Source organism: Empedobacter sp. GD03865 (genome assembly GCF_029840775.1).
Lineage (GTDB): Bacteria > Bacteroidota > Bacteroidia > Flavobacteriales > Weeksellaceae > Empedobacter > Empedobacter falsenii_B.
Map to the genome: position 1 here is coordinate 1 of NZ_JAOCDF010000056.1, position 5,074 is coordinate 5,074.

Below are 5,074 nucleotides of genomic sequence, written 5' to 3' on the forward strand. Positions count from 1 at the left end.
GGCAAAGATAATACTTATTTAGATTCTCGCAAATTTATTTTTAAATAATTTTTGTCGCTACTAAGTCCTTATGTCAACTACAATACTACTCGTCTTTCGTATTGCGGTTGCAAATATACGGCTGGATTATTCGTTTTTCCAAACATACTTTACATTTATTTTACATTCTTTCCTTAAGTCGCTGGTACAATGGAAAATATTTTTTGTTTTTTTTAGATATGAGAAGTGAGATACGAGGTTTTTGACGAGAAAAGCACGCTTTTTGAGTTACTATTTTGGGTTTACGAGAGGAAGATTGCGCGAACAGTAAGCCATTTTTACGCTCATTACGCTAAATTGACTCTCGCCTTTTCAGCAAGTTTTCTATATGAAATTTCAAAGCTATCATGTTTTTAATTGTAGAAATTTGTTTTATTTCATAATCTAATTGTCTCTTTCAAGATTTGAATGGACAGTTATCTAAATAATATTAATAACAACAGAGCAATGATTCGCTATTGCAATAACTGTTTGGATATTCGTTTATTTTTAGGTCATGATTTAAACGAAAAACTACCTTGGCATTCCACAATTGGTTAAACTTGCGTCCTTTTTGGTAAAGAAGCTTTCTTACAGTTATTTCAATTTGTTCATAAATTACTAATGTTAGTTTTAATACAAATGTTCAATTTTAGCCATAATGTTTAAAGATGCCATTCGTGAAGAAATCATCAGTTTAAATACTTACCCATTTGCAAGTGTACGAATCAAAAAAGCCAAGAGTACAAGATTGTTTTTAAACAAAGAACAAATCGAGCAGCTAAAAAATCACAAGAGTTCATTTGGTCAAACAGATACCTATTTCAGAGATATGTTTATTTTTTCTTGTTATGCCGGAGGATTGCGTTTTAGTGATGTCGTTACCTTACAATGGAAAAACTATGATGAAAACGAACAACGTATCAGATTAAACATCCGTAAAACTAAACGTTCACATCAATTCAAGGTAGGTCAATCTGCTTTAGAGATTTTAAACAAATACAAAAAAGAAACTTCCGAACCAGATGATTTTATTTTTCCAATCATTTCAGAAGCTAATTTCTTCGAACAATCCAACGAATACCAACTAAAAGTAATCGGTAGCAAAAATGTTTTATGTGGTCAGAAATTGCGTAGAATGGGCAAAGAATTAGAATTTCCATTCTCATTATCTTTTCATTTAAGCCGACATACATTTGCAACCCAAGCCTTAGCTAACGGTATGCGTATTGAGTATGTATCAAAACTTTTAGATCACTCTGATATTGGAACAACTCAAATTTATGCTAAAATCGTAAACGAAGAATTAGACAAAGCAGTAGAGCAATTCATTGAATAGTAAATGTTTATTTTAAAATGATGTAAGAAGATAGATTTTGAAAATCAAAATATTGTACATATATTTGTACATAATAAAATACAAGATTATGATAATAGCAAGTGTTTCAGATTTCAGAAAAGATATTAAATCTTACTTAGATAGAGTTTCGAAGAATTTTGAAACCTTAATCATCAACAGAGGGAAAGATTCAGGTATTGTGGTAATGTCATTAGAAGAGTACAATTCTTTAATGGCTACAAATCACGAATTATCTTCTCGTATCAATGAATCAAGATTAGATGCTGCCATTGAAAAATTAAAAAGTAACCAATCTTTTGAAAGAGAATTAATCGAGGAATAGATGAAATATATTTTCGTAGATGAATCTTGGGAAGATTATTTATTTTGGCAAAAAACCGATAAGAAAAAAGTAAAACGTATCAATGATTTATTGAAAGATATTTCACGTACTCCTTTTACTGGTATAGGGAAACCAGAGCCATTAAAACATAAATATTCAGGGTTTTGGTCACGTAGAATAGATGAAGAACATCGTTTAATTTACAAGTACGAAGATGGTCAGATATTAATAGCAAAGTGCCGTTTTCATTACGATTAAATAATCAATTTTTAAGATATAAATAAGATAGAATTCTGTTGGGTTGTAAAACTTAACAGAATTTTTTTTATGCCAAAATCGTAAACAAAGAATTGGATAAAGCCGTTGAGCAATACATTAAATAAATAACATTAAATTTTTTAGTATTCAATAATTATATCGTAATATTGCAATGATAATAAATTAATGATGGGAACAACTAAATCAGAAATATTTACAGACGAACAAAATAAACTAGCTACTTTATTCAAAGTATTAGGACATCCTGCTCGTGTGGCTATTATTCAGCATATTATCAAGCAAAATGCGTGTATCTGTACGGATTTGGTGGATGAATTAGGTTTAGCACAAGCCACGATTTCTCAACATTTAAAAGAATTGAAAAGTATAGGAATTATTCAAGGTTCCATCGAAGGGAAATCAGTGTGTTATTGTATAGATGAAAAGGTTTGGGCTTCAATTCAAAATGAGTTTTCTAACTTTTTCAATCAAAATGTAAAAATAGAGAAATGCTGTTAAGGCATTTTTTTAAAATAAAACATCGTAATATTACGATTAATAAATAATAATATTAAGAAGATGAAACTTTCAGAAATCAAAGAAATCTTACCAACATTACAAAATGTTGAATTTCAATTAGAGGATGCTACTTTCGTGCCAGAGCATTTCCACGTTACAGAAGTGGGAGAAATCACAAAGAAATTTATTGATTGTGGTGGAGTGATTAGAAATGAAAAAGTGGTGAACTTCCAATTATGGAATGCAGACGATTACGAACATCGTTTAAAACCAGGAAAATTACTAAACATTATTCGCTTATCCGAAAATAAATTAGGTATGGAAGATGCCGAAATTGAAGTAGAATATCAGTCGACTACAATTGGTAAATACGATCTTGAATTTAATGGAAAACATTTCATTTTAAAGAATAAAAAAACAGCTTGTTTAGCGGAAGATGCTTGCGGTATTCCTGTAGAAAAACCAAAAGTGAAATTGTCAGAAATCCAATCATCTTCTTGTACACCAAATTCGGGGTGTTGCTAAATATTGTAACCATAAATATTATAACAATTACCAATGATAATTTTTTAGGAGTTGTAGAAGTCGATAAACAAGGATTATCAAACAGTAAACGGTATTAATATAGATAAGAATTTATAGAAACGTAAAAGTATTAATTTGTGAATGCATAAATCAGATAAAAACAATTCAATGGATGAAATATTTGATGTTATAGTTATTGGAGGCGGGCAAAGTGCATTAGCTTGTGGATATTATCTAAGACGTGCAAAACTGAAGTATATTATTTTGGATAAGCAAAATACTTCAGGCGGGGCTTGGCTCCATACTTGGGATAGTTTAACCCTATTTTCTCCAGCAGATTATAGCTCGTTACCTGGATTGATAATGCCAAATTCTGAAAATAAATTCCCTACAAAACAAGAGGTTATACATTATTTAGGACAATACGAGCAATATTATCAACTTAATGTGAAAAGAAATAGTGAAGTTGTTGAAATTAAAAAAAATGGAGATTTTTTTCAAGTTCACACGCAAGAAAGTTTTTTTAAAACCAAAACAGTTATTTCTGCTACAGGAACGTGGGGAAATCCTTTCATTCCGAATTTAAAGGGAATAGAAAATTACAAAGGTGTTCAAATACATTCAAGTAAATATAAAAACCCCGAAGATTTTAATGGTTTAAAAACATTGGTTGTTGGAGAAGGTAATTCTGGTGCTCAAATTGTTGCTGAAGTATCAAAAAATACGACAGTAAAATGGTCAACAAAAAAAACACCTGAATTTCTACCCGATGAAGTGGACGGCTATTATCTGTTTAAAATTGCCAACGCAAGATATAAAGCAGAATTAGAAGGAAAAACATTTGATGCATCAAATTACAATTTAGCCAGTATTGTTATGGTTCCACCTGTAAAAGAAGCTCGTGAAAGAGGAGTGTTAATTTCTAGTGGTACATTCCGTGAGTTTTACGACAAAGGAGTAATTTGGGATAACGGCGAACAAGAAGATTTTGATGCAATTATTTGGTGTACAGGCTTCGGTTACGATACTACATTCCTAAAATCACTAATACAACTAGATGAAAAAGGTATTGCAAAAACCAATGAAACTAAGTCTTTAGATATTGAAGGTTTATGGTTTGTAGGCTATGGTAATTGGACAGGTTATGCATCTGCATCTTTAATTGGGGTAAACAGAACCGCAAAACAAACAATTTTAGAAATTCAAGATTTTTTATCTAAACACTTAAAAATTAATTAAAAATATGTACTCAACAATATTAAAAACTGTAGAGCAATTTCATTTTGAAAATATCAGTAATGATCGCAAAAACATTTTACAACCTTTAATAGATTACATTCAAGGAAAGGTAAATAGTAAAAAACCGGTAAACCTTAATTTTATTTGTACACACAATTCACGCAGAAGTCATCTAGCACAAGTATGGGCACAATTCGCTGCTGCTTATTATAATATCCCCAATATCAATTGTTATTCTGGTGGTACAGCAGAAACAGCTTTGTTTCCAAAAGTAATTGAAACGCTAAGCAATCAAGGTTTTCAAATCTTTAAAATTACAGATAGTAATAATCCTATTTATGCGATAAAATATGATGAGAATAGTTCACCAATTATCGGTTTTTCTAAGAAATATAATGATGCATTCAATCCCATTTCAAATTTCGCAGCGATTCTAACTTGCTCCCAAGCAGATGAAGGTTGTCCTTTTATATCCGGTGCTGAAAAGCGAATTCCCATTACTTACGAAGATCCTAAAATTTCGGATGATACAACCGAACAAACCGAAGTTTACCAACAACGCAGTTTTCAAATCGCAACTGAAATGATGTACATATTTTCACAAATCACTAAATAAACGATGCAACCAAAACTAAAATTCCTTGATAGATACCTAACCTTATGGATTTTTATCGCAATGGTTTTAGGTGTTACAATTGGCTATATCTTTCCCAATATGTCTGTTTTAATAGAGCGTATGAGCATTGGCACAACCAATATTCCTTTAGCTTTAGGGTTGATAATAATGATGTTTCCACCTTTAGCCAAAGTAGATTATTCTCTATTACCACAAG

8 protein-coding genes and 1 pseudogene are annotated in these 5,074 nt (G+C 30.8%); all 9 read left to right on the plus strand.

Going from position 1 to position 5,074, the window contains the following annotated elements; translation table 11 throughout:
- Positions 1-447: 447 nt before the first annotated feature.
- Entirely contained in the window at positions 448-579 is a 132-nt protein-coding gene (locus tag N5D46_RS14335; protein ID WP_114999214.1) for a transposase, read from the plus strand.
- Between the two features lie 100 nt (positions 580-679).
- A complete protein-coding gene (locus N5D46_RS14340) occupies positions 680-1,357 on the plus strand; it encodes a site-specific integrase (protein WP_125350815.1) in 678 nt (225 codons plus the stop codon).
- A gap of 88 nt (positions 1,358-1,445) precedes the next feature.
- The gene (locus tag N5D46_RS14345; protein WP_068599366.1) at positions 1,446-1,700 is read left to right on the plus strand and encodes a type II toxin-antitoxin system prevent-host-death family antitoxin; all 255 of its coding nucleotides are present in this window, start codon (positions 1,446-1,448) and stop codon (positions 1,698-1,700) included.
- A complete protein-coding gene (locus tag N5D46_RS14350; RefSeq protein ID WP_114999210.1) occupies positions 1,701-1,958 on the plus strand; it encodes a Txe/YoeB family addiction module toxin in 258 nt (85 codons plus the stop codon). It abuts the gene before it with no gap.
- A 189-nt stretch (positions 1,959-2,147) separates the two neighbouring features.
- Positions 2,148-2,477, plus strand: a complete 330-nt coding sequence (locus N5D46_RS14355) for a metalloregulator ArsR/SmtB family transcription factor (protein WP_114999208.1) — start codon at positions 2,148-2,150, stop codon at positions 2,475-2,477.
- Between the two features lie 60 nt (positions 2,478-2,537).
- A complete protein-coding gene (locus N5D46_RS14360) occupies positions 2,538-3,002 on the plus strand; it encodes a DUF6428 family protein (RefSeq protein WP_280050408.1) in 465 nt (154 codons plus the stop codon).
- 168 nt (positions 3,003-3,170) lie between these two features.
- A complete protein-coding gene (locus N5D46_RS14365; RefSeq protein ID WP_115001976.1) occupies positions 3,171-4,241 on the plus strand; it encodes an ArsO family NAD(P)H-dependent flavin-containing monooxygenase in 1,071 nt (356 codons plus the stop codon).
- Between the two features lie 4 nt (positions 4,242-4,245).
- The gene (locus tag N5D46_RS14370; RefSeq protein WP_114999204.1) at positions 4,246-4,857 is read left to right on the plus strand and encodes a protein-tyrosine-phosphatase; all 612 of its coding nucleotides are present in this window, start codon (positions 4,246-4,248) and stop codon (positions 4,855-4,857) included.
- A gap of 3 nt (positions 4,858-4,860) precedes the next feature.
- A pseudogene (locus tag N5D46_RS14375) lies at positions 4,861-5,074 on the plus strand (arsenical-resistance protein); the annotation flags it as partial.